At 35.5% G+C, this 24,965-nt stretch carries 25 protein-coding genes; 7 read left to right on the top strand and 18 right to left on the bottom strand.

Annotated features, from left to right (window positions below; genetic code table 11):
* Positions 1–216 precede the first annotated feature (216 nt).
* From M1V25_RS02545 to M1V25_RS02530, 4 genes are all read left to right on the top strand, one after another.
* Positions 217–1,143, top strand: coding sequence for a glycosyltransferase family 39 protein (locus M1V25_RS02545; RefSeq protein ID WP_498842342.1), 927 nt, complete (start codon positions 217–219; stop codon positions 1,141–1,143).
* Between the two features lie 46 nt (positions 1,144–1,189).
* Positions 1,190–1,621, top strand: coding sequence for a hypothetical protein (locus M1V25_RS02540; RefSeq protein WP_498842341.1), 432 nt, complete (start codon positions 1,190–1,192; stop codon positions 1,619–1,621).
* Positions 1,622–1,775: 154 nt separating this feature from the next.
* Positions 1,776–3,167 (top strand): cardiolipin synthase, encoded by a 1,392-nt coding sequence (gene cls / locus M1V25_RS02535; RefSeq protein ID WP_498842340.1) that lies wholly within the window; start codon positions 1,776–1,778, stop codon positions 3,165–3,167.
* A 3-nt stretch (positions 3,168–3,170) separates the two neighbouring features.
* Positions 3,171–3,920 (top strand): endonuclease/exonuclease/phosphatase family protein, encoded by a 750-nt coding sequence (locus M1V25_RS02530; protein WP_116963725.1) that lies wholly within the window; start codon positions 3,171–3,173, stop codon positions 3,918–3,920.
* 92 nt (positions 3,921–4,012) lie between these two features.
* Here the strand turns inward: M1V25_RS02530 and coaD are convergent, their stop codons facing one another.
* The 16 genes from coaD to M1V25_RS02450 all read right to left on the bottom strand — a co-directional run bounded on the left by coaD (position 4,013) and on the right by M1V25_RS02450 (position 19,306).
* Positions 4,013–4,507 (bottom strand): pantetheine-phosphate adenylyltransferase, encoded by a 495-nt coding sequence (gene coaD, locus M1V25_RS02525; RefSeq protein ID WP_116963724.1) that lies wholly within the window; start codon positions 4,505–4,507, stop codon positions 4,013–4,015.
* A gap of 9 nt (positions 4,508–4,516) precedes the next feature.
* Positions 4,517–5,068, bottom strand: coding sequence for a putative Fe-S cluster assembly protein SufT (sufT, locus tag M1V25_RS02520; RefSeq protein ID WP_116963723.1), 552 nt, complete (start codon positions 5,066–5,068; stop codon positions 4,517–4,519).
* A complete protein-coding gene (locus M1V25_RS02515; RefSeq protein ID WP_116963722.1) occupies positions 5,068–5,442 on the bottom strand; it encodes a HesB/IscA family protein in 375 nt (124 codons plus the stop codon). The genes sufT and M1V25_RS02515 overlap by 1 nt, the downstream gene beginning before the upstream one ends.
* Before the next feature lie 142 nt (positions 5,443–5,584).
* Positions 5,585–8,002, bottom strand: a complete 2,418-nt coding sequence (gene gyrB / locus M1V25_RS02510; protein ID WP_498842339.1) for a DNA topoisomerase (ATP-hydrolyzing) subunit B — start codon at positions 8,000–8,002, stop codon at positions 5,585–5,587.
* 88 nt (positions 8,003–8,090) lie between these two features.
* Positions 8,091–9,530 (bottom strand): argininosuccinate lyase, encoded by a 1,440-nt coding sequence (argH, locus tag M1V25_RS02505; RefSeq protein ID WP_498842338.1) that lies wholly within the window; start codon positions 9,528–9,530, stop codon positions 8,091–8,093.
* The gene (locus M1V25_RS02500) at positions 9,524–10,621 is read right to left on the bottom strand and encodes a M20/M25/M40 family metallo-hydrolase (protein WP_498842337.1); all 1,098 of its coding nucleotides are present in this window, start codon (positions 10,619–10,621) and stop codon (positions 9,524–9,526) included. Before M1V25_RS02500 ends, argH begins: the two co-directional genes overlap by 7 nt.
* Entirely contained in the window at positions 10,614–11,441 is an 828-nt protein-coding gene (gene argB, locus M1V25_RS02495; protein ID WP_498842336.1) for an acetylglutamate kinase, read from the bottom strand. Before argB ends, M1V25_RS02500 begins: the two co-directional genes overlap by 8 nt.
* A gap of 85 nt (positions 11,442–11,526) precedes the next feature.
* Complete coding sequence (locus M1V25_RS02490; protein ID WP_498842335.1) at positions 11,527–12,507, bottom strand: Rossmann-fold NAD(P)-binding domain-containing protein; 981 nt, start codon at positions 12,505–12,507, stop codon at positions 11,527–11,529.
* A 20-nt stretch (positions 12,508–12,527) separates the two neighbouring features.
* Entirely contained in the window at positions 12,528–13,499 is a 972-nt protein-coding gene (gene argC, locus M1V25_RS02485) for an N-acetyl-gamma-glutamyl-phosphate reductase (protein WP_498842334.1), read from the bottom strand.
* Between the two features lie 9 nt (positions 13,500–13,508).
* Positions 13,509–15,335, bottom strand: a complete 1,827-nt coding sequence (gene argG / locus M1V25_RS02480; RefSeq protein WP_116963717.1) for an argininosuccinate synthase — start codon at positions 15,333–15,335, stop codon at positions 13,509–13,511.
* Positions 15,336–15,447: 112 nt separating this feature from the next.
* On the bottom strand, positions 15,448–16,113 hold the full coding sequence (gene ung / locus M1V25_RS02475; RefSeq protein ID WP_116963716.1) for a uracil-DNA glycosylase: 666 nt from the start codon (positions 16,111–16,113) through the stop codon (positions 15,448–15,450).
* A 5-nt stretch (positions 16,114–16,118) separates the two neighbouring features.
* Positions 16,119–16,619, bottom strand: a complete 501-nt coding sequence (locus M1V25_RS02470) for an SEL1-like repeat protein (protein ID WP_157966588.1) — start codon at positions 16,617–16,619, stop codon at positions 16,119–16,121.
* Between the two features lie 60 nt (positions 16,620–16,679).
* Positions 16,680–17,444 carry a 23S rRNA (guanosine(2251)-2'-O)-methyltransferase RlmB gene (gene rlmB, locus M1V25_RS02465; RefSeq protein ID WP_498842333.1) on the bottom strand — a complete coding sequence of 255 codons (765 nt, stop codon included), beginning with the start codon at positions 17,442–17,444 and terminating at the stop codon, positions 16,680–16,682.
* A 2-nt stretch (positions 17,445–17,446) separates the two neighbouring features.
* A complete protein-coding gene (locus M1V25_RS02460) occupies positions 17,447–17,896 on the bottom strand; it encodes a hypothetical protein (RefSeq protein ID WP_116963713.1) in 450 nt (149 codons plus the stop codon).
* Between the two features lie 73 nt (positions 17,897–17,969).
* Positions 17,970–19,115 (bottom strand): DUF481 domain-containing protein, encoded by a 1,146-nt coding sequence (locus M1V25_RS02455; protein WP_498842332.1) that lies wholly within the window; start codon positions 19,113–19,115, stop codon positions 17,970–17,972.
* Complete coding sequence (locus M1V25_RS02450) at positions 19,112–19,306, bottom strand: LptM family lipoprotein (RefSeq protein WP_116963711.1); 195 nt, start codon at positions 19,304–19,306, stop codon at positions 19,112–19,114. Before M1V25_RS02450 ends, M1V25_RS02455 begins: the two co-directional genes overlap by 4 nt.
* A 120-nt stretch (positions 19,307–19,426) precedes the next feature.
* Here M1V25_RS02450 and M1V25_RS02445 point away from each other — a divergent pair, with 120 nt between their 5' ends.
* The 3 genes from M1V25_RS02445 (at position 19,427) to M1V25_RS02435 (ending at position 23,341) form a co-directional block, all read left to right on the top strand.
* Positions 19,427–20,725, top strand: coding sequence for a hypothetical protein (locus M1V25_RS02445; protein ID WP_116963710.1), 1,299 nt, complete (start codon positions 19,427–19,429; stop codon positions 20,723–20,725).
* A 3-nt stretch (positions 20,726–20,728) separates the two neighbouring features.
* On the top strand, positions 20,729–22,783 hold the full coding sequence (gene recG, locus M1V25_RS02440; protein ID WP_498842331.1) for an ATP-dependent DNA helicase RecG: 2,055 nt from the start codon (positions 20,729–20,731) through the stop codon (positions 22,781–22,783).
* Between the two features lie 252 nt (positions 22,784–23,035).
* Entirely contained in the window at positions 23,036–23,341 is a 306-nt protein-coding gene (locus tag M1V25_RS02435; protein ID WP_498842330.1) for an NAD(P)-binding protein, read from the top strand.
* On the opposite strand, the gene aroB is transcribed toward M1V25_RS02435, so the two are convergent.
* Positions 23,342–24,433 carry a 3-dehydroquinate synthase gene (gene aroB / locus M1V25_RS02430; protein ID WP_498842329.1) on the bottom strand — a complete coding sequence of 364 codons (1,092 nt, stop codon included), beginning with the start codon at positions 24,431–24,433 and terminating at the stop codon, positions 23,342–23,344.
* Positions 24,430–24,954, bottom strand: a complete 525-nt coding sequence (aroK, locus tag M1V25_RS02425) for a shikimate kinase AroK (protein ID WP_116963706.1) — start codon at positions 24,952–24,954, stop codon at positions 24,430–24,432. The genes aroB and aroK overlap by 4 nt, the downstream gene beginning before the upstream one ends.
* Between the last annotated feature and the right edge of the window lie 11 nt (positions 24,955–24,965).

Here is a 24,965-nt window from a genome sequence, read left to right as displayed (position 1 = left end):
AGCTGAATTTCAGTGGCTATTGCCCTCGTTTAACGCCAGGAATAGTAGTTGAAAATATATATTTGACTGTTATGATGCTCAAAATAACAATTTTCTATAAACATAAACTCAATCATGCCAAAATTTCTAAAACCAAGTTATCTGTTATGGTCATTTTTTATTATCTATGCGGCGCTTTGGGTCATAACTCCATCCATAGTGAGGTTTGTTACACCAATGGATTCAACAGAAGGAGCTATGTGGGGACAAGTATTGCAATGGGGCTATCCAAGAGATCCGTGGTTTAATGCACTTTTAACAAAAATAGCACTTTGGATGAGTGGTGATCGCGATTGGAGCGTTTATTTACTCTCTCAAATGATGGTACTTTTAGCAGTCTGGTCAGTATGGCGTTTAGGGCGAATGATCCTTAAAAACGATTATTTAGCCTTAATCGCAGTGATTATTTTAGTTGCTATCCAATACTACAATTTAGGGGTGATAGATTTTAACGACAATGCTTGTGAGCTTGGGCTATGGCCACTTATGTTTTTATATTTCTACCGAAGCTTAACAACTAACCGGTTAAAGTACTGGCTTTACTTAGGCATAATAGCTGGTATTGGAATGATGGCAAAATACTATACTGCTGTCCCCTTAGTAGCTATGCTTCTATTTATGCTCTTTGATAAATCAAACCATAGATTTTTTAAAGAGTACAAGATATATCTTTCACTTATTATTGTTTTTGCTATTTCAACACCTCATGCAATTTGGCTACTTAAATATGATTTCGTTCCGATTCAATACTCTTTATCAAAGTTAAATCATTCAGCAGATACAACAAGCTTTTTCACCAAACATTTCGGCTATGGCATTAATTTTTTCTTTGCGCAAATTGGTACCTTTATCGGAGCTGTAGCAGTCTTTTTACTCGCCTATTTTGGAAAAACAACATCACAAACTAAGCTAAATGAAAAACCCTATATTGATCAATATAATCGTCGATTCTTATTCTACGTTGGTATTGCACCATTTTTATTGACAGTGCTTATTTCAATGGTTTCGGGTTGGAAAGTTCATACGATGTGGGGCATTCCTCTTTTAAGCTTATGGGGAGTGATTTTAATTGTATGGACCAAACCAATTTTAACTAAAAGCTAAAGTATATAGAGTTATTTTAATAGCCGCCTTAGTGACCATTTTATTAATGATAGGTTATAGCGTTTCAATATCTCGTAGCCAAACTTCTAGCGCAAATTACCCAGCGCGCACTATTGCTAAAATCATGACCGATTCTTGGCATGATCGTTATCATACACCACTTAAGTATGTAGCAGGCTATAATCGTCCAGTTAGCTATATGGCAAGGTATTCTGAAGATCGTCCAGAAGGATTGATTGATTTTAACCCAAAATTAAATCCAGCACTTAATATGAGGGACTTGCAAGAAAAGGGAGCTGTATTTATTTTAATTCCACAAATGGAAGGCCCATCTAGCTTTTCTAAAGAGATTTTAAATGAATATCCAAATTTAGTTATCACGCCATACCAAGAAGTTAAATGGGAAAGGCACAAACCTAAGCAACAACCAATACGTTTTCAAATAGCTTATTTACCCCCAGCAAATGTAAATCGATAAGATATTAGTTATGCAGCTAATCTTTCCAATCATTTTTTTCTCGTTACTCAGTGTATACTCATCAATAAATAAATTCCCCAGAAAAGGTTTTTTGCACTACAATTGGCGTTAAATTAATAGGAAAAAACTAACTACTAGATTCAAAAAGGACGTTATGAACTTTTTTAAATTAATTGAGCTGCATACTTTTTTGCTTATCTGTGAAATTTTAATTTTAATTGTTGTCATTCGCATGGTTGCTGAAAAACAAAAACCAACGAGCATGATGGCATGGCTATTAGCAATTATCCTGATTCCTTATGTAGCGGTTCCTTGCTATTTTATTTTTGGTATTCGCAAACACAAACGCAAACGTCATAAACATGTATTTAATCTACGTAAAATTGATCACGTTGATGCTTCTCATCCTCACACCATTCGTACGATATTAATTAATCAAGACATTCCTGCCCCCACCAGTAATAATCATTTTGAGCTTTATTTAGATGGGATTGATGCCTATGAAGCACTTATTAAACATATACATAAAGCACAACATAGTATTTATATCAGCACATATGTCTTTCAAAATGACCATGTTACCTTAAGACTTCTCGCAGCACTAACCGAAAAAGCTAAACAAGGTGTCACGGTTAAATTGTTGATCGATTCACTTGGTTCTTACCGCGTGTATTTCAATCAACGAACTTTTAGGCACTTACGTAGAGCAGGTGGGAAGGTATGTTTTTTCATGCCTATTATCCAAATGCCATTTCGAAACTATATTAATTTTAGAAATCATCGCAAAATCTACTTGTTTGATAATCACAGTCTTTTAACCGGTGGCATGAATCTAGGAGATGAATACCTAGGACCTACACATTGCAATAAACGTTGGGACGATATTTTGTTTAAAATTGAGGGTCATGCAGTATGCCATTTTCACAATATATTTGCTTCAGACTGGGAATATTCTGCAAAGGAGCATATTCCTAATATGACTGAAGTTTCAATGAAAAAATATTATGGTCAAAACTTATTACAAGTTGCTCCATCAGGTCCTGATATTCCAAATGATGCACTTTATGAATCACTAATTGCGGGCATTTATGCCGCACAAACAAGAATTTGGATTGTCACCCCTTACTTTGTACCATCTGACTCATTACTTGAAGCGTTGCAAATTGCTTATTATCGAGGGCTTGATGTCAAGCTGATCACTCCCAAAGTTTCTAATCATTTGATTGCTGACTTAGCACGTAGCAATTACATGCGGCAACTTGCCAAAACTGGCATCGAAATTGCCTTATTTGACAAAAAAATGATTCATGCCAAAGCTGTACTTTTTGATGACACAGCTGTGATGCTTGGTTCTGTCAACTTAGATAATCGCAGCTTATTTCTTAATTATGAAGTGGTAACTTATGCTTATGAAAAAGCGATTATCATACAAGTGGAAAACTGGATGAGTGAATTTTTAAAAGATGCTGATAAGCAATTACCTTCCCTAAATAGAGCACGTAAATTAGGGGAAAACATGGTTAAACTCCTTGCACCTCTCTTGTAGATTATGTTTAAGCCGACGCAAATTACCCAAAGCTGCAAAACTCAAGTTAAGCTTGAGTTTGTCCCAATACGCTTTAACCTTCTAAGCTGGAATATTTACAAGATAAATCATAAAACACCTTACGCTTTTCAACATTTTATTAGGAGTCTACAACAAGCGTTTGGCATTGGCTTTTATTGCTTGCAAGAAGCTAAACATACTGATAGTAATACCTTTCCCCTGAGCGATTTTTGTTTACATTTTGCTGCAAATTTACAACTTAAGAACCATGCCTATGGCGTGATGACAGCAAGTAACGTTATCAGTCACAAGGCACAACAAATCTTATCCAAGAAGACAGAATTTCTCTTTAAGACACATAAGTCTAGCCTTGTGAATCACTACTTATTTGAAGATCAAACCCCCCTTATTATCATCAACGTCCATGCTATTAATTTTAATAACTCTCGCGTTTACGCCGAAGAGATTGAACAACTTCAAGATTATTTGACTGAGTTTAAAGATACGCCACTTATCATTGCTGGTGACTTTAATAGTTGGAATAAAAAACGTAATTATCTTATTGAACAGTTCTGTATTGCCCTTAATTTAATCCAAGCGCAATTTGAAAACAATAAAAACATCAAACGCTTTGCTAAACACCCATTGGACCTAGTTATGTATCGCAACCTCACCTGTGAATATGCAATCGCAATCGATAGTCAAAAAATTTCGGATCACAATCCTCTTTTATTAAAGTTTATAAAGTATTAATCCAGCCATCACATTTGACTATTGTGGCATTAGGTTATGTAATAAAGAGCATGGCAAAAAATTTTCAATCGATCAAAGGCTATTGAAACGCATTAATCACTTAACCCTACTTGCTGTTTTGTCAACAAAGCCTCGAGCACAACAGAATGCACATAACCAGCAACTCGGTAAGGATCAATTTTGGATACTTGACGAATCATAGTTGAAGATAAACATGTATATTTCTCATCAGGTGTTAAAAAGATCGTCTCAAATTTTGGATTTAAATGACGATTGATATTAGCCATCTGAAACTCATAATCAAAATCAGACACTACACGCAAACCACGAATCACAGCTTTTGCATTAACGTGTTTGACAAAATCAGCAATAAGCCCTTCAAGATAAACAACTTGAACACCTTCCATTTCTGCCAATACTTTACGTGTAATTTCTAAGCGCTCTTCTTTAGAAAATAATGTCTTTTTACCATCACCTGTTGATATTGCTACGATCACTTCACCAAAAAGTGCTTTTGCTCGCTTAATTAAATCGATATGTCCTAAACTAATTGGGTCGAACGTCCCTGGATATACTACTTTTATCACAAGCTTTCCTTAAAATAAGCCAAGTTCCAATTTTGCTTCCTCGGTCATCATCTCTGAATTCCAGGGGGGATCAAACACAAGCACGACATCAGCTTTATCAATATTAGCAAATTGTTTAAGTTTTTCTTCCACATCCTGCACCAATATTGGTCCCATACCGCAACCTGGGGCAGTTAAGGTCATCTGAACCCCAATATGATAGTTACTATTTTCCAATAACGTAGTTGAAATGTCATAAATTAAGCCTAAATCAACAATATTAACTGGAATTTCTGGGTCATAAACTGTGCGCAATTGTGCCCAAATTAAATCCATATTAATTTCATCGCCTGGTTTCACGTCAATTTTATCACTGGGCAACAATATAATTTCTCGATTGATTGCATCAGCATCTTTGCCATCTAAGTAAACTAAGTTACCCATCACATTTAGTGTGAAACTTGCACCCATTGCTTGAGTCACTAAAACTTCTTGTCCTGGCATGAGTGTCATTTTTTCGCCATAAGGCACCGTCGTAACTTCTACCTCACGACGTAAAATTGCAACGTCTGACATCTTCATTAACCTTTCAACCCCTCATCTATAACGGTAAAACTCTCACCACAGCCACAACGTGCTGACTCATTGGGATTCTTATAAACAAGTTGTGACAAACCAAGTTCTCTTTTAATGTGATCAATTTCAAGACCATTAACATATTGCAAGGCTTTAGGATCAACAAAGAACAAAACGCCTTGTTCTTCTAGTCTAATAAACCCTTGCGGTAATTCATGAATAGGCTCAACAACATAAGCTAAACCTGAACAACCTGTGGTCTTGATACCGATTTTAATCCCAAGTCCACCTATTTTTTCCAAATGTTTTTTAAAGTGCTTTAATGCCGCTTGAGTAAAAGTTACTGGTCGCTCAATATTTGGATCAAACTTTTCTATCATAGTTTTTCTCATCAGGTTTATTCAATAAAATAGTACTGATATGGTATCATTTTATCTTAGATAACGCCAATAATTGCAAACCTTTCAAATATATTAATAGCATGATAAATTAAAGTGTATATAGCACCCCATCGTCACAAAATTAAACGTCAATATTGACAACATTTAGCGCATTGCTTTCAATAAAATCTCGCCTTGGCTCAACGTGATCTCCCATTAATGTTGAAAATAACTCATCTGTGGCTACTGCATCAGCAACGGTAACTTGCAACATTCTGCGCTCAGAAGGATCCATAGTTGTTTCCCACAATTGACCGGGATTCATCTCACCTAGTCCTTTATAACGCTGGATATTTTGACCACGCTTAGCCTCAGTAATTAGCCAATCTACTGCTTGATCAAATGTATCAACATATTCTTTCTTATTACCGCGCTCAACATAAGCACCAGGAGCTAACAAACCATTTAAAGTCTGACCAAGCTCAACAATGCTTTGGTAGTCTTTACTCTCAAAAAAACTTAGGTTGAAAAGATAGTCCGTTTGCACGCCATGTAATAATCTAGTGATATGTAATTTTATTAATTTTTCATCTTCATGAGTTTCGACCTTGATATCTGAACTATAAAATTCATAACCTGCAGTCATTGTATTAATATGTTCAGCAAAGCTTTTCCACCAGTAAGTAATATCTTCTTCACTCATATTAGCCGTAAAAGGTACATAACTTATTAATGCTTTTAAAACTCGTTCAGGATAGCGTCGCGCTAAGTTTAAAATTTTCACTTGTGTTTTTTGATGTTGGTGATATAAAGCCTCTAAACCTACGCCTGCAATTGGTGGAATATTCTCACCTGGATAAATACTTGCCCCTTCAATCCCAATATTACCAAGGTATTCAGATAAAGCTGTGTCATCTTTAAGGTAAGTTTCTTGCTTGCCTCGCTTTACTTTATATAAAGGTGGTTGTGCAATATAAATATAGCCACGCTCTACTAACTCAGGCATCTGACGATAGAAAAATGTTAACAATAGTGTGCGAATATGGGAACCATCAACATCTGCATCGGTCATAATTACAATTCGATGATAACGTACTTTCTCTGGATCATATTCATCACGTCCAATACCACAACCTAAAGCTTTAATCAAAGTACCCACTTCTTGTGAAGCAAGCATCTTGTCAAAGCGCGCTTTTTCAACGTTCAGTATCTTACCCTTTAATGGTAAAATAGCCTGGGTTCTTCTATCACGTGCTTGTTTAGCAGAACCACCCGCTGAATCCCCCTCTACAATATAAAGCTCAGACAATGCAGGATCTTTTTCTTGGCAATCTGCAAGTTTACCCGGGAGTCCTGCAATATCAAGTGCACCTTTTCTTCTAGTCATTTCACGCGCTTTTCTTGCCGCCTCTCTGGCACGTGCTGAATCAATAATTTTACTGGCAATCAGTTTAGCTTCCGTTGGGTTTTCAAGCAGAAATTCTTGTAATTTTTCATTAACTAGCGCCTCCACCGCAGACTTTACCTCTGAGGAAACCAATTTATCTTTTGTTTGTGAGGAAAATTTTGGATCAGGGACTTTAACGGATAGGACTGCTGTTAATCCTTCTCGCGCATCGTCACCTGATGTGCTAATTTTCAATTTTTTATTCAAGCCTTCTGATTCAATATAACCATTTATCGTACGTGTTAATGCTGCTCTAAAGCCTGATAAATGTGTTCCCCCATCACGCTGCGGGATATTGTTCGTAAAGCAGTAAATGCTTTCTTGATAAGATTCATTCCACTGCATCGCAAGCTCAATCATCACACCATTTTTCTCACCTTGAATATTGATGATATTAGGGTTAAGTGGAGTTTTACTGCGATTTAAATGCTCTACAAACGCACTGATCCCACCTTCATACTGAAAAATTGCTTGCTGATCGTTGATCTTATCAATCAGTTGAATCTTGACACCTGAGTTTAAAAACGAAAGTTCACGAATACGTTTAGCTAAAATATCATAGCTAAATTCAACTATTGAAAAGGTTTGAGCTGAAGGTTTAAAACGAATCATCGTCCCTCTTTTTGTTGTATCACCTACCTCTCTTAATGGTGCTAATGGTTCACCATGTACATAAAACTGCTCATACTCTTTACCGTTTTTCCAAACACGCAACTCTAAGCTCTCTGATAAGGCATTCACTACAGAAACACCCACACCATGAAGCCCCCCAGATACTTTATAGGAATTGTCATCAAACTTACCACCTGCATGCAGTACGGTCATGATCACTTCAGCAGCAGATCGACCTTCTTCTAAATGGATATCAACCGGAATCCCACGACCATTATCACTCACTGAAACAGAACCATCGGTATGGATTGTCACGATAATATCATCACAATATCCAGCAAGTGCTTCGTCAATTGAGTTATCAACAACTTCAAATACCATGTGATGTAATCCTGATCCATCATCGGTATCTCCAATATACATTCCAGGACGCTTACGAACAGCTTCAAGACCTTTTAAAACTTTAATATTTGACGAATCGTAGTTTGTAACATCGGACATTCAGTCGCTCCATTTTTACTTAAAAACAAATCACGCGGAATTATATCAAACATTGCAACTAAACACCTTAAATTATTGATATTTGGAATTAGAAAGTGTATTGAATACCGACCTTTGCTGAATCAACGCTCATACTTGAGTTTATAACATCTAGCTGTTTCTTAATTTCCTCAACTGCTGTCCCACCGATTACCTTTTTACTATTGATTGCAGAATCAATCGTTATCACTTGAAAAATATCTTGTTCAACGTTTGGAAAAAACCGCTGATATTCGGTTAATGTTAGCTCTTTAAGTGGACGACCTTCATTCAATGCAAAGCGTGTAATTTTACCTACTATATGATGAGCTTTTCTAAATGGTACACCTTTTTTAGCAAGGTAATCTGCAAGTTCGGTGGCAACACAAAAGCTATGCTTATAATCCTTATTTTTTTTAATCTTTAAACTCGCAATAGTAATCTTGGTAATCCGTAATATATCAATTATTGTATCTACAGCACCAAACAATGCTTCTTTGTCTTCTTGTAGATCTTTGTTATAACCTGAAGGTAACGCTTTTATCGTCGTTAATAATGCAATTAAATGACCATAGATACGTCCTGTTTTACCACGTACAAGTTCCATTGCATCTGGATTTTTCTTTTGCGGCATAAGTGAGGAACCCGTTGTTACTTCATCGCTCATCTCAAGTAAATCAAATTCAGTTGTTGAATAGATAATCATATCTTCAGCAAGGCGGCTTAAATGTACACTAACAAGACTCAATGCCGCCATAAATTCGATGATATAATCACGATCACTCACAGCATCTAAGCTATTTTTTGAAACTTCACTAAACCCTAATTGTTTTGCTATTTTATAACGATCTAATTGCCACGAATTACCTGCAATTGCACCTAATCCTAAAGGTGAAATGTCCACACGTTTTTTGACATCTGATAGTCTTTCAATATCACGCTTGAGCATTTCATAAAAAGACAAGAAATAATGACCCCATGTAATAGGTTGTGCCTGCTGTAAATGGGTATACCCCATGAGTGGAACATCAATGTTGGTCTGTGCTTGTTGACACAAATCGTGTTGCAAATTTTGAATAAGATCAACAACTTGATCAATGTGATCCAACACCCATAATCTTGTCGCACATGAAACTTGTTCATTACGCGATCTACTCGTATTGGCTTTATAAGCTAAATCACCTAACTTCTCGACTAAACTTTGCTCAACAAAAGTATGTACGTCTTCTACCCCTTCCCAAATTGCTTCTTGAATCAACTTGGGGTTTTGCTGGTTATCTTTTGCAATTTCATCTAGCGCTTGATGGAGTGCACTTAGCTCAACTTGTGTTAATACACTAATATCATAAAGTCCATGTGTAAAAACTTTACTCGCTTTAATATCATAAGCTAGCAAACGGTAGTCAAAACGAAGCGATGCATTAAATTGTACAAATAACGGATTGTTATCTTCACTAAAACGCCCACCCCATAGTTTTTGCTTTTGGTTATCTACTATTTTTTCTACCATTTCATATTCCTCATTGTACTAAAAAAATCTATGAAAAAAGCAATTCCTTCATTAATTTGTTGAATATAAATAAATTCATTCGCCGTATGCGAGCGTGCTGAATCTCCTGGTGAAAATTTAACACTAGGACAACTCAAAATTGCTTGATCTGAAGTCGTGGGAGAACCATACGTTGTGACACCTTGTGCTAGCAATGCTTTTACTACAGGATGATTCAGTGGTGTTGCACTTGGTTTTATTCGAGTTGAACGCGCCTGTACTTCTGATTGCATATTTTGCTGCATAATTTTTAGCACTTCCTCATTACTATAAGCATCTGTTGTACGTACATCGACAACAAAATGACATTTATTAGGCACAATGTTATGCTTAATACCAGCTTCAATCATGGTAGCACTCATTTTAATCTCCCCTAAACTGGGAGATACTTTGTCAAATTTATAGTTTGTCAACCATTGTATATCTTTAATTGCTTTTAAAATCGCGTTTTCACCTTCGTCTCTTGCCGTATGTCCTGATTTACCATACGCTATACAATCACAAACCATTAATCCTTTTTCACTAATCGCTAAAGCCATACTTGTGGGCTCGCCGACAATTGCAAAATTGATTTCACCAAAAAATGGTAACGCCAACTCCAACCCATTTCTACCTGAAATCTCCTCCTCTGCTGCTGCACAAAACATTAAATTAAATGGCAAATGCTCCTCATCATAAAAATAAACAAAAGCACTTAACAGACTCACCAGTGGTCCACCTGCATCATTTGAGCCTAACCCATAAAGCTTCCCTTCTTTTATGAAAGGAGTGTAAGGATCAATTGTATAATCTTTCGAGGGGGGCACCGTATCATGATGCGAAACAAGCAAAATCGATGGTTTATACGTATCAAAAAATTTATTTTTGGCACAAACATTATTGCCAATTAAAGTGGCATCAACACCTTTGTCATTTAACCATGATTGCAATAAGCATGCTGTTTTATTCTCTTGTTTCGAAGGCGACGGAGTAGCAATAAGTGCTTTAAGTAGGGCTAAAGCATCACATTTCATCTTAAGCATTTCTTTATTTTCTAACTCCATCTTAGACATGTATAGACTTCTCTTTTTTAACGATTGCTGTACCTTTAAACTTCAAGCCTGTCAACAGTTGAATTATTTGCGTAGCATTACTCACATAGATTTTACTAACCCCCCGCTCTAAAGCACTAAAGCAATTTTGAAGCTTAGGAATCATACCTTCTTTAATCATGCCTTGAGCATGGCAGTCTTTAAACTTATCTTCATCCAATACTGCAATCAACGAATCAGGCTGATCAAGGTTTTCATACACACCTTGTAAATCTAAACAATAATAAAGCTCAATCTCAATACCTTGAATGATGGCCAAGTTTATTGCAATGCTTGCGGCAAAGGTATCGGCATTAGTGTTTAATAACTGCCCTTTACCATCGTGGGTAATGGGGGATAAAACTGGCGTTATACCGTGTTCTAATAGCATTAACAAAGGTGATACGTTAACCGACTTTACATCACCAACAAAACCAAAATCATACTTTTGCATGCAACGTTTATCACACATGACTAAATTTGCATCCACTCCCGTTAAACCCCATGCATTGAGACCCTTTGCTTGTAAACTTGCCACGATGTCTTTATTTATCCATCCAGCAAGCATCATCACAACAGCTTCCAAGCTTTTATTGTCGGTTATACGTCGACCATCAACAAACTGTGGTGTAATGTGAAATTTTTCAACTAGTTTATTGACCTTATCACCCCCACCATGCACCAAAATAAAAGGTACGTTTTGCTTAGATAATGCACCAAAGAACTGTTCTAATTGCTGTGTGTCATCCATAACACGACCACCAATTTTAATGATTTTTATTTTATTGACTTGATTTTTCATCTTCCAAAATTTTCCAGGTTTTACATGATATCTCTATAAATCTGTCATATATGATAAGTAAAGTGGAATTACATTATTCTATTTCTCAAGATTTAAGCCTATTTTCTTTTTTATCAAGCGTTTTAATGATTTCTGACAGCACATATTGCGCTGCATAAAGGCGATTTTCTGCTTGATCAATAACTATTGATTGCTCAGAATCCAATACATAATCTGCAATCACTAAATTTCTACGAACAGGTAAGCAGTGCATCACTTTGGCATAAGGCGCGTTTTTAAGTTTGTTTTTATTGATCATCCAACTTTGATCTGTATTGGTCACCTTGCCATAATATTTAGTACTTGACCAATTTTTAACATAAATAAAATCCGCTCCTTTTAATGCTTCATCTTGATCGTAACAAACTGAGGCATTTTTTGTAAACTCAGGATCCAGCTCATAGCCTTTAGGATGCGTGATAACAAACTCATAATCCATCAACTGCATACTCTCAGCAAATGAATTTGCGACAGCATGTGGTAATGGATTAACATGCGGAGCCCAACTTAGCACTACTTTAAGCTTTTTTAAGCTTTGTATATTTTTATACTCTTCAATTGTTAAAATATCTGCCAAGCTTTGCAATGGATGGCGTAAGGTAGACTCTAAATTTATAAGCGGGCAATTTGTATATTTTTTAAAGCTGGCAAATATTTGCTCTTTATAATCTTCTTCCTTATCCATAAGCTTAGCAAAAGCACGAATAGCAACCATATCGCAATATTTTGCAATAACTTGTGCGGCTTCCTTGATATGCTCTGGTTTATTTGTATCCATCACAACGCCTTCACTAAATTCCAGTGACCAGCCATTGTTAACATCAATCGGTAACACGTTTAATCCAATGTTTTGTGCAGCCTTAATCGTTGAAATTTTGGTACGCAAGCTAGGATTGAGAAAGATGATGCCTAATGTTTTATTGTTTGCAAGCTGTAGCTTAGTAAAAGGTGATTTTTTAATCTCAATACACGATTCAATTGCATTTTTAATATTGTCTATATCTTTAATACTAAGATAATGTTGCATGCTCTTCTCCTAATTTCAACTTAAAAAGCAATTGGCTTCAATGTCAAACCACAGCTTATATCAAAGCCAAACATTAAATTCATATTTTGTACGGCTTGCCCTACCGCACCTTTAATTAAATTATCAATCACACTAATAATATGCAAATAATCACCATACTTTTTAACTGATAGCAAACAGTAATTGGTATTGACCACACTTTTTAAATCTGGACCTGATTTTTCTTCACTCACCTTAACAAATTCGACCTTGTGGTAAAAGGCTTGTGCCAAGTTTCTTGCTTCTATCCCATTTAATGATGATTTAAAATAAATCGATGCCAATATACCACGGGTAAATGCACCTCGCATCGGAACAAATTGCAACTGATTTCTATTTAAGCCTAAACCTCGGCATATCTCATTCATATGCTGATGTTCAAAGCTTTTGTAAACTGAAAGGTTATTGGCTCGCCAACTAAAATGGGAAGTATCACTTAACTTAGCGCCAGCCCCTGTTGAACCTGTAATCGCTGTGACATGAACATCATCTTGCACATATTGGCAAAATGGCATTACACCAAGCTGAATGGCTGTTGCAAAACAACCAGGATTGGCAATTTTAGTTGCTTGCTTGATTTCATTTGGATAAACATCGGCAAGCCCATATACAAATTCTGGATTCTCTGAACTATTACGATGATCTTGACTTAAATCAATAAGTTTAGTGGTATTTGAAAATATTACGTTTTTTAAGACTGACTTTGACTGATTGTGACCAACACACAAAAAAGCAACGTCAACTTCTGGATTAAGAATATGATCAAACACGCGTTTTTCATCAATTAAATAAAAATCACGATGTACATTTTTTATTGGTTTACCTTGATTTGAATCACTGTGTACAAAATCTATATTAACGTGAGGGTGGTAGGTTAAGATACGTAATAATTCTCCTGCCGTATAACCAGCACCTCCTATAATCCCTACTTTTATTTTTTTGTTTTTTATCATATTCATTCTTCAATTAACCAATAGAGCATTGTGAGCTTTTTTATCTGTCGAACTAGTAACCAATTTTGTTGTTTGGTTACTCTGCTTGTTCTTCAACTTCTGATGATAGGCTGCAAGCTGATTACTTAAAATTTTACTAAACCCTCTTACATCTTGACCACTAAAACTTGTGTTTCCTTCACCGTATTGTGCACCTTGCTGCTGCATTAAATCATAATCTGACTCAATACCTGTGATCGTAAAATACCACGGCTTAAGCTTGATAAATACATTGCCACTAACATGTAGTTGCGTTGAGCTTAAAAAGTTCTCAATATCACGTAATGCAGGATCCATAAACTGACCTTCATGTACCATCTCACCATAAGTACAGGCAAGCTGATCTTTTAGCTTTAACTGCGCTTTTGTTAAAACATGCTTTTCTAGGCAATGATGTGCCTTAATTAAAACCATAGGTGCTGGTGCTTCAAAGCCAACCCGACCTTTGATGTTAATAATGGTATCGCCTACGTGAATATCACGACCAATGGCATAGCAACTTGCAAGTTCATTAAGTTTTTTGATTAACTGTATAGGGTTAGATAATTCATCATTTAAAGCAATTGGTTCTCCTTTTAAGAAAGTAATCTTCACCTTTTCTTCATCACTTAAGGACTTTGTCATCTGACTTGACCAAGCTTCTTCAGGTAAAGCCAAGTGTGAGCTAAGTGTTTCTACACCACCTATTGACGTCCCCCAAAGCCCTTTGTTAATGGAGTATTTTTTTGTTTTGTCTGAGCATTCAATTCCATGCTTAATAAGGTAAGCTTGTGTTTGCGCGCGAGTTAACGATAAATCGCGAATGGGAGTAATAATCTCAACATTCGAACATAAGATATGGAACATTAAATCAAAACGTACTTGATCATTACCTGCTCCTGTGCAACCGTGAGCGATTTTATTGATACCCAATTCGTTTGCTTTGTTAGCAATGACCATCGATTGGAACGCACGCTCTGCACTAACAGAAAGCGGATAACAATTATTTTTAAGCACATTCCCAAAAATTAAATATTTAACACAGTGATTATAAAAATCATTTGTTGCATCAATATTTTGGTGAGTCGTTGCGCCCAATTGATATGCCCTTTTCTCAATTTCTGCTAGATCAAATTTGGAAAAGCCACCTGTATTTACAGTAACCGTATGTACTTCGAGATTTTTTTCTTGTTGCAAATACTTCACACAAAAGCTTGTATCTAAGCCACCACTAAAGGCTACTATGACCTTCATTTTTTGCTCCTTTGGTTTATGGTTGTTGGGTTCATAAAGCATACCTGTACATAAGCAGTTCTGATAATTTTTGGATTGCAAAATCGAAAAATTGACACAACTTTGGCAACCTTGCCAAAAAGTCATGTCATGCGTGAGCTTTGCAAAAGATGTAGGCTGATAACCAAGCTCACAATTGATTTTCATCACTACAGGATTGGTTGTTAGGCCAAATATTCTTGCATTTGGATAATACAAGCGCGCTAACTCAAAAGCCTTTTCCTTAAGAGCTTTTGCTAGACCTAAACTGCGATACTTCGGGAAAACAATCAGTCCTGAATTTGACACATAACTTTTATCCTGCCAAGACTCAATATAGCAAAATCCTGCCACTTCTTCATTTTCAGTGTCAATAGCAATCACCGCATGTTGAGTACGCATTTTAGTCTGCAAGTAATCTACACTGCGCATAGCTATACCTGTTTTTCTTTGTTTGGCACTTTCTGCAATTTCATGTGATATTGCTTTTGCAAAACAACAATGTTCAGTATTTGATATTACAACTTTAACACTGGATATTTTCATATCATCAATCTGCTTTTTATTAAGGGACAGGTTTTAAAAGATAACCAAAGATCATTAATAAATAAAATTCATTATTTTTATAATCTGATAAATTAAAAAAATCAAAAAGTACCTACAACTGCCAATCTATTGGTTCTACTCCATGAAATTTTAAATATTGGTTGGCTTGAGAAAAGTGCTTACAACCAAAAAAACCACGATGTGCCGATAATGGTGATGGGTGAGGCGCTTTTAGTATCAGATGTTTATTCCCATCAATTAAACTTGATTTCCTTTGAGCAGGAGCTCCCCACAGCATGAAAACGACATGCTCTTTATATTTATTAATAATATGTATGACATTATCGGTAAAATCCTCCCAACCGATATTGGCATGTGAATGCGCTTTATGCGCTTCTACAGTTAGAACAGTATTAAGTAAAAAAACACCTTGTGCTGCCCAATTACTTAAGTTTCCATGTTGAGGTACGCTGATATTGATATCTGCACTGAGCTCTTTATAAATATTAACTAATGAGGGTGGCGGGATCACGTTTTTTTGCACTGAAAATGCCAAACCATGTGCCTGTCCAACGTTGTGATAGGGATCCTGACCTAAAATAACAACTTTTAAGTTCTCTAATGAACACAGCTTAAACGCATTAAAAACATCTTGTTGTTGTGGAAAAATTATTTTGCCTTTTTTACGTTCATTTGCAACAAATGCCAACGTATCTTGAAAGCGCTCGCTATTTTTATATTCTGCCAACACATCGCGCCAAGCTTGTTGCCTATCCATCTTCATTACGCCTTTATAACACTTAACTCACTAGCCATTCTAAACCATTCTGCCGCCATATTATAATCACCGTTGTTATAAGCATGAAGTCCACGCAAAATTAGAACCTTATTATAAGTATTACGTTTGATACCACTGTAATACCAAAGTGCCGCTTTTTTAGCACTATCTTTAACACCACAACCAAACTCATACATAAATCCAATCACTAGGGTAGCATTAGTTTCACCACTTCTGGCAAAAGGCAGAACCTGTTTATATGCCAATTCACAGTTTCCTTGTTCAAAATTATGATAGCCCACTTGATAATTTTCACTGTGTTGACTATTTATTTGAATGGATGCTAACAAGGCATTTAAATCTAATTGAACCTGACGTTGAGAGGTATTAAGTGTAAACTGACTTTCATGGTTGGTATGCAGATTCTCAATCATAATGCCAACAAAGATAAATAGTAGAAGAATCAAAACAACCCATTGCATAGGTCTAGATTTTCTAAACTTCACAGCCTTTTCCCTTAAACCTATCGTCAATGTTAAGCACCATATACCTCTTTAAACATAAGATCACTCTAATCTTTGTCTTATGACTTCGTACAAAGCAATCCCTGTTGCAACTGAAACGTTTAAACTCGATACTTGACCGTACATTGGAAGTTTTGCTAAATAATCACACATTTTACGTGTCCCGAAACGAAGTCCACTACCTTCGGCACCCATCACTAATGCACAAGGAACTGTTAAATCAATATCGTAAATGAGGTTTTTTGCCTCACCTGCAAGCCCTGTTACCCAAATACCTGCATCTTTTATAACACCAATGGCTCGCGCTAAATTTGTCACTGCAACAAGCTTGGCACTACTTACCGCACCACTTGCTACTTTTTCAACAGTGGCATTGATCGTTGCATTTTTATCCTTAGGAAAAACGATAAAGTCAACACCTGCTGCATCAGCACTGCGTATACATGCACCAAGATTATGTGGATCTTGAACACCATCTAATATCAAAATAAAGACTGGTTTTTTAGATTGTCTAAGTAATAATAAAAGGTCACTTTCGTGATATAAATTGATATTCGATTGGCACAATGCCAATATATTTTGATGCACTACATCATTTAAACTGTTTTGTTGTAATAATTGATTAAAGACCTCTTTGTTGACCAAGCTAAATTCTAGATTTTTTTTAAACATCAAAGCCTTTAACTCACCAAGCTTAGGCGCAGTTTCTTTACCTTTAATACAATAGATCGTTTGAATTGCATCAGCATGAACTTTTATGCGCGATTTGATCGCGTGTATACCATATATCATTATGAGATTATGCATAATTAAAATTCCTGCCTCTTTTCAGAATGTAACTGTAAATGACCAACGGGTATCCCTTCTATGCGTAAACCTTGAGAAATCCGATCAACAATTTCCTGACACCTTTCCCTGCACTCCTCACCACGAATACCTTTACTCATAAGCCAATCCGCTATCTCATTTAAAAATACCTTTAACTCATTCAATAGCTTTCTATTACGTTCATTTGGGCTATACCGATAACGATTATAATCAAGCGGCTGACTCCACTGGCGATATAAGTTATTCAACTCAAATACAACATCCGCAACCATCTGCTCAATTGCAAGCTCAAGCTTCCCTTCAGGCATAACATGCATTTCACGCATAGACTGAATCTGTTCACGACGAACATCTGCGTTTGTTTTTACCGCTTTAGTCTGTAACTCACTTAAACGCTTCCTGTTCGATAAAGTGATTTTTTTCTTAGACATAATTATTTTACTACCTGTAGAGATAACATAACATTATATACCACTAACAAAGTTTTTTGCAGCATTTACAACCTTAAAAAGTATAAGCGATTGTTGTTGAAGTAACCGTATTGATACGTTTTTTACCACTGCTTGCCCAACTGCTACCGTTTACTTGAAATCCTAATTGCAAGATCAGGTTTTCATATAGCTCTGTTGAGAGAGTACTATTTGTTTGATAAGTTGTTGCGTCACTTGCTGTCCAGTTCACTAAAAAGTTTTGTTTAAAACTTGATGCGTCAGTAAAATTCCAAACATAATTAATTGTATTCTGTGCACCCAGCGCATTTGCAAACTCTCCTGATTCTTTTATTTTTGACTGAGTTAAACTCGGACCTAAAGTTGTATTGAGTGACATATTATGCCTTGAGTAAAGTTGTCGCTTATAGCCAAACGATTCAGTAAGAAGATAGGTATAAGTATCTAGCTGATCATTTAAGTAGTTTAAACTTGCATAAAGACCATTATTTTTATCAAAATTCCATGAAGTGGTACCTAATGCTTGAAATTTATTTGTTTTAACTCCTTTTCCACCTGACATATCATCACGATTATACAAATAACTCATTACCAAAGTGTTTTCCCAAGGAATAATTGGGTTATAACTAATATTGGCATTGGCATTATAGTTTGTTGCTGCTGAATTACCTGTAACGATACTTCCTCCAAGACCAAAACTTGTGCCTTTCCAAGGTACTAATACTGTAATATTAGGTATTTTTTGCACTTCAATATTATCATCCATAATACCTTCGGGGAGAATAAGTTCACTTAAACCTATTAGCCTTTTACTTTGATTTTCACTTACAGTGTGAACTGGTGACTTTGTTACATTATTTATCTCTTTTTGTGTTTCCAATTCAATAGACCAGGGATTTAGTGGCGTACTATCGTTTGCCTGTGATTGAATATCTTTGTTTTGTTGTTGTACTTTCAATTCCTTAGTTTGTATTTTTTTTGCATCATCCGTTGCTTTTTGTTTGATAGTCAGCGCTGGGGTCTTATTTAACATATCTTCATTCTTTACTACCATTTCATATTCTTGTGCTAATTTGTTATAGCTTTCCGCTAACGCGCGGTATTTTTCTGCCATAATTTTGGCGTTTTCAGGACTTACTGCATAAGCAGTTGATAGATTAATCATCCCTATTACTGTAATAATTAATAGCTGCATTTTCATTTTGAAAACTCTATTTCATCGCTATTTTGCCACTTTCCTACATCTTGTGGTGTTTTTGTCACTGGCTGTGATTTTGTTTGAGGTTCATTTTTTTCGCTAGAAGGCAAATATAATGGTCCCATCTGCCCACAACCTATTATACAAATGTTTAATAATAAAGGAATTCCATATTTGAGGTATTTTTTTGTCATAATCAACTTGGCGTAAACTCAATATTCGTCAATAATTCAGACTATCATAAAAAACATAGTGCATGATGCCAAACATATTCTGTTAATTTCATGCTGAAAGTTGACGATAAAGGAATAACCATGGTTAAAAAACTTATATTAAGTCTCCTTCTTACAATTACGCTTCTTCTGTTGCTATTTTTCATCTGGTTGAAATTTATTTTTAATCCCAATGATTACAAAAACTGGGTTAATAATAAACTTAGTCAGAACAACAATGTTCATATCCTTATTGATGGCAGGCTTTCATTTAACTTATGGTTAATGCAACTTGATGGACAAAATATTACAATTAACACTAACAACAACATCCTCACCAGTCATTGGCAACAAGGTACCATTAAAGTTAATTTTATTGACCTTATTATAAATCCCAATAACTCAATTAAGTCACTTGATCTTGAACAAGGACAAGTTAAACTTGGTACTAAAATAAAATTTTTAATTCCTACACTTAACGTCCTCGAGAAAAACCAGAAATATAATATTAAAGGGAGCTTTGTCAATGAATTTAATGATTTTAACTTCCAAATGGCGCTCAATCCATATTCAAACACAATTCAGTTTGATGATATTACATTACAAACTACTATTAATAATCACTCTACGTCTCTCAAAGTTCCTAGAATTTATATCACTGATAACGATAAAGTTACTGATATTGAGAACATTACACTTGATATTAATGGCGAAGAACTAATAGGTACACTCAAGCAAATAAAACTAAAACCTCATTTTTCTGCTGAAGGTAAATTTTCAGCTCCAAAAATTGCTGTTGAAAAAATTATTGACATGAAAGGTTTTTTACTCACACTTAATCAATTCAACATTAATTTCGACCTTCAACAAGATAACCTTCAAAAACTACAAGGTAATATCAATATCCACGCCAATAGTGCTAAGCTTAACGGAATCAATTTAAATAGTATTGCTGACTCAACTCACAAACTACTCACTGCACTAAATAGTGGTGATGAAATTGAAACCGCCTTTCAGAGCTTAAAAAACCAAATATTGCCAATCTTAAACAGCGATAAATTTAATGCAGATCCAAATCAACATACCCAGCTAAATACTTTAAATGTACAGAGTCAATTTGTTGACTCAATGATTACAACGACGAGACTCAGTTGGCTTGCACCTAAATTTAGCATAACAGGTACAGGGAAGTTTGATGTGTCCAAGGAATATTTTAATTATCCATTGTTATTAAATGTTCAAGTCGAACCTAGCTTACACATTCCCTATATCCTTAATTACCAAAATGGAAATTTCAGTGCTAAAATCAACCAACAGAAATTACAACAAAACTTACAACCTATTATTGAAAAAGCACTAAATAATGCACTTAATAACAAACTAAAATCATGGTTTAGATAGGACATGCTAGAGTTAAAATCGCTAAAAGGTATTGGTCAATCTATTTTAAATAAACTCAATAAAGCTGGTATCAATACAGTCACTGATCTTTTACTCCACCTGCCTAGATACTATCAAGATCGCCGTACAATTATACCCATTGCTCATACTACAGCTGGTGAAAAACAACAAATTGAAGGTGTAATTCGCCAAGTCAATATTAATGATATTGGTAAAAAACATTTAACTTGCTACTTTTTTGATAGCAGTGGCGTTTGTAAAATGCATTTATTTAAGTTTTACTCAAATCAAACACGACTCTTGCAAAAAGGTAAAATCATTCGCTGCTTTGGTGAGATTGTTCATAATCATCATGCTGTTGAGATCACTCACCCTGAATGGCAAATTTTAACCGATGAAGATAAAGGTAAAAAATTAGGTAATATTATTCCTATTTATCCAACTATTGAAGGAATAAGCTCTGCCGTTTTTTATAAATTAATTTTACAACTCAAAGATCAAATCAAGCTTGATGAATATGTGCCACTTTCACTTTTACAAAAACATCAACTAGAAAATATAAATCAAGCATTACATACTCTCCATTTCCCAAAAAACGATAACTTTGATAACCTATATAACCTTAGTGCTCGCGCACGCTATCGCTTAGCATTAGAAGAATTGTTAGCACACAACTTAAATGCTAAAAAAGCAAGGTTGCACAATCAAATAACCTCATCTGCCCGAATTGCCGTTAATCATACGCTTTTAAAAACTTTTTTAGAAACTTTAAGCTTTCAACCTACCCCAGCTCAAATACGCGTTATCAATGAGATTTTGTATGATTTCACGCTTAATAAACCAGCATCACGTCTTGTTCAAGGTGATGTTGGTTCAGGTAAAACCGTTGTTGCTGGCGCCATAGTCATTCAAGCTGCACACAATAAACTACAATCTGTCATGATGGCACCAACTGAAATTTTAGCCAAACAGCACTATCATAACCTTACGAACTGGTTAAACATATTTAATATTCCTGTAGTATTTATTGCTCAACAGCTTACGACTAAGGCGCGTAAAGAGGCCTTAAAAACGATAGAGAATCAAGATAATTGTGTTATTATCGGCACACACGCCGTTTTCCAAAACAACATTGACTATCCGAATTTAGGATTAGTCATAATTGATGAGCAACATCGATTTGGTGTAGAGCAGCGGTTGAGTTTAATTGAAAAAGCTAAAACTAAAAATTGGCAGCCACATCAGATTGTAATGACTGCTACCCCTATCCCACGCACACTAGCAATGACTGTCTATGGTGATTTAGATCTTTCCATTATTGATGAACTTCCTCCTAATCGTAAACCGATTACAACCAGTGTTTTAAACCAAACTAAAAAGCAAATTCTAATTACACGACTTGAACAACATATTGCCAATAATGGTCAAGCTTATTGGGTGTGTCCTTTAATTGAAAGTTCAGAGGTTCTAATTACTTTACAAGATGCCCAATCTCTTTTTGAAATGCTAAGCAACATGCTACCTTGCGCTCGCATAGGGCTTATACATGGTAAACTAAAAGCTCAGCACAAAGAAGATATCATGCAGGCATTCAAATCCCATGAGTTAGATATATTGGTTGCAACAACAGTTATTGAAGTTGGAGTAGATGTACCCAATGCCAATATTATGATTATTGATAATGCCGAACGTCTTGGATTATCGCAATTACATCAATTACGTGGACGTGTTGGGCGCGGTAACAAAGAAAGTAATTGTATATTACTATATCACTCCCCTTTATCCAATACTGCCAAAAAACGCTTAGAACTTATGCGTAAAACGCAAAATGGCTTCGTAATTGCCGAAGAAGACTTAAAATTAAGAGGTCCTGGTGATATATTTGGAACTAATCAAACAGGGGGAATTCAATTTAAAGTTGCTGATTTAAGCCAACACCAAGCACTTTTTGATGATGTGACTAATATTGCTGAAGCAATTATCAAACAATATCCTAAGCACGCAGAGAAAATCATTCATCGTTGGTTAAACAAAACTGATGAATATATCAAAGCTTGAACATCTTTTCAGATTATTCATAAACCAATTATATCCAGACTAATACAATTAATATACTGCTTATTCTTAATCTTACTTTAGCCCCAATATAATCAAAAATCCCCCATTTAGTTTTATAACTAATTCATCATCTAGACCTTGAGGCAGCATGATTTGTGCTAAAGATCTTTAGATATTCCAATTTTATAAGCTATCGTTATAAGCAATTATTTAACTTAATTATTTGCTCAATGAAATGCCAAAGGAATCACTATGCAATGGTTAAGTACGGCAGAGCTTAAACCTTATACACCTCATGGAAATGCTAATAACCCTGATACACTTGAAAAAGCAAGTGTTAAAAATGCAGATGCGATTATCATCGCTTATGAACAGGATGCCGATAATATCATTACCCTACTTAGCATCAATGAGTTTCTGCAAAATAGTCATTCAAATATCAAAATCACCATTCGTATCAACCAAGAAAATAGTCTCCAGAAAGCAAAAATGCTGGGAGCAACCAAAGTAATCTCACCACTTGTAATGGCAGCTCAAGCTATGCTTAATTTAGCATGATTATAGTCCAAAATAGCAGTCAAGAAATACTTCTAATGCCTGCTGTGAAAAGTTATTTTCAATATACGCCTGTCCAACTCTATCTAATAAAATGAGTGTTATGCCTTTTGTAGTATTTTTCTTATCGCGTAGCATAGCTGCTATAAAGTCTGGTTTTTGAATCAGTGCTGGTATTTCAATTGGTAAGTGAAATGCTTTTAATAAGTCTTTTATTCTACTGACATCTTTTCCATCAAGATTACCTAGAGTATGAGATAATTGAGTTGCCATTACCATACCTACAGCAACCGCCTCACCATGCTTTAGACCAACATAATTCTGGCAACACTCAATTGCATGACCAAAAGTATGCCCTAAGTTTAATAATGCTCGCACGCCCGTTTTTTCTTGTTCATCAAGAGATACAATTTGTGCTTTTAACTCACAAGCTTTGGCAATCGCATAACAAAGAACATTTGGATCATGCGCATTGATTAAATCAATATTTTTTTCTAGCCAAACGAAAAAATTATAGTCAACAATGCAGCCGTATTTTACAACTTCTGCCATTCCTGCTGAAAATTCACGCGCTGGTAATGTTTTCAAAAACGTTATTGCAGTATAAACAAGTCTAGGCTGGAAAAATGCACCAATCATATTCTTGCCTAATGAATGATTAATTGCAGTCTTTCCACCAACGGATGAATCAACTTGAGACAATAAAGTGGTTGGAATTTGGATAACCGATACTCCACGTTGATAAGTCGCAGCAGCAAAGCCTGTTATGTCACCGATCACACCACCACCTAATGCAATAAGTTCACAATCCCTCGTATAATTTTGCCTAAGTAAGGTTTCATAAATATAATCTAAAGAAACACTATTCTTATAGGTTTCTCCATCTTGAAGTAAGCACAATTGCCATTGGTGACAATGTTCTTTCAATACATTTTCAAGCAGCAGTAAATACAAATTGGCAATCGTTTTGTTACTTACAACAAGTATCTGCTTGTTTCTAACAAAAGGTATAAGATAAGAAAAATCAGCTGTTTCGGAAATGATTACGGAGTAACTTGGTTTGCCTTGTGGCGAAACCCGTACTTCTGTTATCACACAGCTTCTTCCATTAGCAGATTGGTAATTTTCTGCACTACATTACGAACAGTTGTTTCACTTGTTTCAATCGTAATGTCAGCAATTTCACGGTAAAGTGGCTCTCGTTCTTCCATTAATTTTCTTAATTGTGCTTCTTTATTTTCTACTTGCAGTAAAGGACGTTTTTTATCTTTAGCTGTACGTTCCAACTGTTGTTCAATTGATGCTTGAAGATAAACAACCTTTCCACGTGATGATAATAAAGTTCTATTTTCTGGACGAATAATTGCACCTCCTCCAGTTGCCAACACAATACCTTGCCGATTTGCCAATTCACTTAGAATTTCTTGCTCTCTATTTCGAAAGCCCTCTTCACCTTCTATATCAAAAATCCAATCAATATCAACACCACAGCGTTGCTCAATCTCACGGTCTGAGTCAACAAACTCCAATTTTAGCTCATTTGCTAATTGACGACCTATTGTACTTTTGCCAGCACCTACTGGACCAATCAAGAAAACGTTTTGTGTGATAATCATCTTTCTCTACA

The sequence above is a fragment of the Candidatus Nebulibacter yamunensis genome, assembly GCF_024208055.1.
Lineage (GTDB): Bacteria > Pseudomonadota > Gammaproteobacteria > Francisellales > Francisellaceae > Caedibacter > Caedibacter lacustris.
This window is presented reverse-complemented; position numbering and strand designations above follow the sequence as displayed.